The following is a 3,951-nucleotide window of genomic DNA, read 5'->3' on the forward strand; positions in this document are numbered from 1 at the left end:
AATATCGATAAAGATCACACCTAAACCATATGCCCCGGCATCCGGATAGCCCAAGCTACGGTCACCGACCGTACCGGCACGACCCATACGCGCCACGATGTCTTTGGTGGATTCTGCAGCTTTTACTGCCGCCGCTGCACCCAACACAAAGTTTTCTTTAAATGTCTTGTCGGTATTGGCAGACCAGGAATCTGCACATGGCACTAAGGCATCAATCAGGGTTTTGTCACCAACGACTGCTCCACGGCCAAATGAACGCTCACCAGTAGTTTGAATACCTTTCACTACTGCTTGCAGCATCTCGGCAAAATCTGACACAGTTAATGTGGATTTGCCTTGAATGGCTTTACTCGCTGCACGAAATGCTGAACCCCAGATCGGACCCGATGCACCGCCACAATGTTCCATAATAATCATTGAACTATTTAGCAAGAATTCATCCATATGCTGCGCTTGGATCAGGCTTTGCCATTCGCGTTTCAGCTGTTTAAAACCTTTAGCTACACTCATGCCAAAGTCACCATCACCTGCATGGGCATCCAGCTCGCAGAATGGCACTTCGTTTTTGATAATACAGGCAGCCATCACATCGACCACATAACGCATATTTTCAATCGTGAACTGTTCATTTTGAACTTCAGCATGTTCAGGCTGAGTTTCGACTTCCGTATTTATTACATCTTCTGCTGCGGCATTTTTTGTTGAGAAGATTAAAGGCTGTGCTGCTGAACCATCCATTTTAAGAGCGGGCGTGTTCGCCTCTGCATCTAAATAACCTTTTAGTTCATCATCCACAGCTAGCAATGACACCGAAGCACCGTTCATGTCGATACTGGTCATGTAGTTGCCGACAAAAGTACGGTAAATCTTGATGCCTTTGCGCGCCAAATGTTCGCACACATCATTATTAAAGACATACAACTCTTGCATTGGTGTTGAACCAAAGCCATTCACTAGAACAGCAACTTCAGTCAGATCAGGGCGATCGAGGAACAAGTCATCGATAATACGTTGTGCCAGTTCTTTGGATGGCAGAATTTTTTCACGGCGGATACCCGGTTCGCCGTGGATGCCGACGCCGTATTCCATTTCATCATTCGCTAAGGTGAAGGTGGGCGTGCCTTTGGCAGGAACGGTACAAGAGCTATAGGCGAAACCAAGACTAATCACGTTATCCGCTGCTTTTTGAGCCACAGCTTTGACTTCCTCAAGCTCTAAACCTTTTGATGCTGCTGCACCGGCAATCTTATGCACGAAGATCGTACCGGCGACACCACGACGACCTACGGTATATAAGCTGTCTTTTACTGCAATATCATCTGCTACTTTGACGTAGTCAACTTTGATGCCATCTTCAGTTGCTAATGCTGCGCCATTCTGGAAATTCATCATATCGCCAGAATAGTTTTTGATGATCATCAGGATGCCTTTGTCTGTTGCGACGTGTTGGAGTGCTTTATAGACCTGAATTTGAGAAGGTGATGCAAATACGTCACCACATACGGCAGCGTCTAGCATACCTTGGCCAACAAAGCCGGCATGAGCAGGTTCGTGACCGCTACCACCACCACTGATCAGGGCGACATTTTGGTGTTTTTCTTTTCGGGAAATGATTTTATAAGATTCATTAAATGCCAGTTCTGGATGTGCCAAGACAAAGCCTTTACACATTTCGACAACGATTTTTTCAGCACCGTTCATGAGTTTCTTCATTGGAACACCAATAGTCATTGATTTGGGAGATAAATTTATTGGTCTATTATTCATGAAAGTGGTGAATTTTGCAGAATTAAAAGTGTAAAAACGAATAGTTTGGGATTGATGGGTTAGAAAAGGGGCACATATTTGTTAAATTAAATCCCTCCCAACCTCCCTTTGAAAAAGGGAGGAGCTGTCACGTAATTTATTTGTTTACGTGGAGTTCCCCTCTTTGTTCTTGCGCCATATATGGCTCAGGGTTAGGGGAGATTTTAAAAAAGAGAATAAAAATGAAACCCTACAATAAAAACTTAAAGCAAGCCTCACGTGACTTACGTAACAACCTGACCGATGCTGAAAAGTTATTATGGTCACGACTTCGTAATAAACAAATTTTAGGTTTGCAGTTTTATCGGCAAAAGCCGATTTTGAATTGCATCGTAGATTTTTACTGTCCTGCTGCAAATTTGGTGATTGAGTGTGATGGAGGTCAGCATTTTACGGAAGAAGGCTTGGAGGCAGATCGGATTCGAGATGAAACTTTGGCTCAGCTTGGGCTTAAAGTGCTGAGATTTGATAATGGTCAGGTGATGATGCGGTTGGACGATGTGGTAGAAGTGATTTATCAGTATTGTGTTAGTGTTCTTTCTAAAGAATCTCCCTAAATCCCTTTTTAAAAAGGAGGTTAGGAGGGATTATGAGAAATAAAATAGGGTTCTAAAAAGAGAAATATTTAATTGATAATTGAGCAAACTTATTGTTTTTATAGATATTTTTCTTTAGAAGAATTTTTCTTTTAGATAAGATAAAGCAATTTCCTTATAAAAAATCCTAAAAATGAGTGAAATACAATTTTGGAATGTGATCACAAACGATTTTGCATTTGGTGATGTATTAGAGGCAATAGTTGCAGCTATATGTATTGCTTTACTCTTTTTCTTTATAAAAGAAAAATTATTTGGTATTCCTGATTTTTCAGGAAAATGGTTTTTGAAGTCTATTACCAAGCAATCAAAATATAATCCATTTATTTCTATGGAATTACAACACCAATTGTTTTTAAGGTTAGAGGGAAATAATTTAAGAGGAGCTTCTGAAAAAATATACGAAAATTCCTCCTATGGTATGAGAAAAACGCACTATAAACACGTTCTAACGTATGTTGGTCATTATCGATCAAATGCAAAGATAGAAGGTTCAATACAAAAAAGAATTTTTAGTTCAGATATTTTAACATTACATGCAACTGAATATGGAGAAAGACGATCATCAACGATTTATTGTCGTTTTGAGTTGACAAAAAAATATTGGATTTTTGGAGGATACAAAGATCATATTTTTAAAGGTGAATTTTACTCTATGGTAGCAGACCAAAAAGGGGAGGTTTGGTTGTCACAAACTGAATTTTCAAAATCAATTCCACAGATTATTCCAAAATGAAAAGGGTTTATTTCTGTTTGACGATACCTTTTCTATTTTTTGCTAAGGTTTTAATTTTATTTAGAACTTCTAGATTTAATCAAGATTTAGAAAAAATTAGCAATTTAATATCAAAGACCGAGTTAGATTTAGACAAGGAAATTTTATATATTCTGGCTGTAGCTGAAGATCATAGAGTAAATAGTCATTTAGGCATTGATCATTATGCAATGTTAAGAGCAATTTACTATACGAAATTTAAGAAACAGTTTCAGGGTGCAAGTACAATAGCTCAACAGCTAGTAAGAGTGGCTACTGATCGATATGAAAAAACTTGGCGTAGAAAATTGAGGGAGCAACTTTTAGCAGTTTTGATCTCTCGAAGATTTAGCATAGAACAAATATCAACTACCTATCTTAAAATTGCATTTTTAGGGTCAGGTATGAATGGATTAGATAGATACCTTAAATGGAAAAATATTAACCATTCATTAACTACATTAGAAAAAATTGAAATTATATCTAGGCTGAAATATCCAGAACCGTTAATAACTAACCATGAGTGGTCGTCTAAAATCAAAATAAGAGTTGGTAATATATCATCTAAACTAGAAAAATCCCTCCCAACCTCCCTTTGAAAAAGGGAGGAGCTGTCACGTAATTCATTTGATACGTGAAAGTCCTCCTTTGGAGAAGGGGAATTTAGGGGGATTCAAAGATTCAAAACAAAAAAATCCCCTCACTCGAGGGGATTTTTCATATTCGATACGAATGGATTCTTCCCCCTTTATCAAAGGTGAGAAGCATCGCTTCGCAAGGGAACATCGAGCGAAA

The 3,951-nt window shown here is 38.7% G+C and carries 4 protein-coding genes; 3 read left to right on the plus strand and 1 reads right to left on the minus strand.

Annotation, left to right across the window (positions count from 1 at the left end):
* Positions 1-1,713 (minus strand): dihydroxyacetone kinase subunit DhaK (gene dhaK, locus B4033_RS03545; RefSeq protein ID WP_286832137.1); only part of this gene is annotated, 1,713 nt, incomplete at its 3' end.
* Positions 1,714-1,988: 275 nt separating this feature from the next.
* Here dhaK and B4033_RS03550 point away from each other — a divergent pair.
* From B4033_RS03550 to B4033_RS03560, 3 genes are all read left to right on the plus strand, one after another.
* Positions 1,989-2,363 (plus strand): endonuclease domain-containing protein, encoded by a 375-nt coding sequence (locus tag B4033_RS03550; RefSeq protein WP_286832139.1) that lies wholly within the window; start codon positions 1,989-1,991, stop codon positions 2,361-2,363.
* A gap of 172 nt (positions 2,364-2,535) precedes the next feature.
* Positions 2,536-3,138 carry a hypothetical protein gene (locus tag B4033_RS03555; RefSeq protein ID WP_081409026.1) on the plus strand — a complete coding sequence of 201 codons (603 nt, stop codon included), beginning with the start codon at positions 2,536-2,538 and terminating at the stop codon, positions 3,136-3,138.
* A 17-nt stretch (positions 3,139-3,155) separates the two neighbouring features.
* Positions 3,156-3,755 (plus strand): transglycosylase domain-containing protein, encoded by a 600-nt coding sequence (locus B4033_RS03560; protein WP_171260578.1) that lies wholly within the window; start codon positions 3,156-3,158, stop codon positions 3,753-3,755.
* Positions 3,756-3,951 lie beyond the last annotated feature (196 nt).

Source organism: Acinetobacter sp. UBA3132, assembly GCF_002364825.1.
GTDB lineage: Bacteria > Pseudomonadota > Gammaproteobacteria > Pseudomonadales > Moraxellaceae > Acinetobacter > Acinetobacter schindleri.

Coding starts and splice junctions, on each gene's coding strand:
- B4033_RS03550 (WP_286832139.1), top strand. CDS start 1,989: ATGAAACCCTACAATAAAAACTTAAAGCAAGCCTCACGTGACTTACGT.
- B4033_RS03555 (WP_081409026.1), top strand. CDS start 2,536: ATGAGTGAAATACAATTTTGGAATGTGATCACAAACGATTTTGCATTT.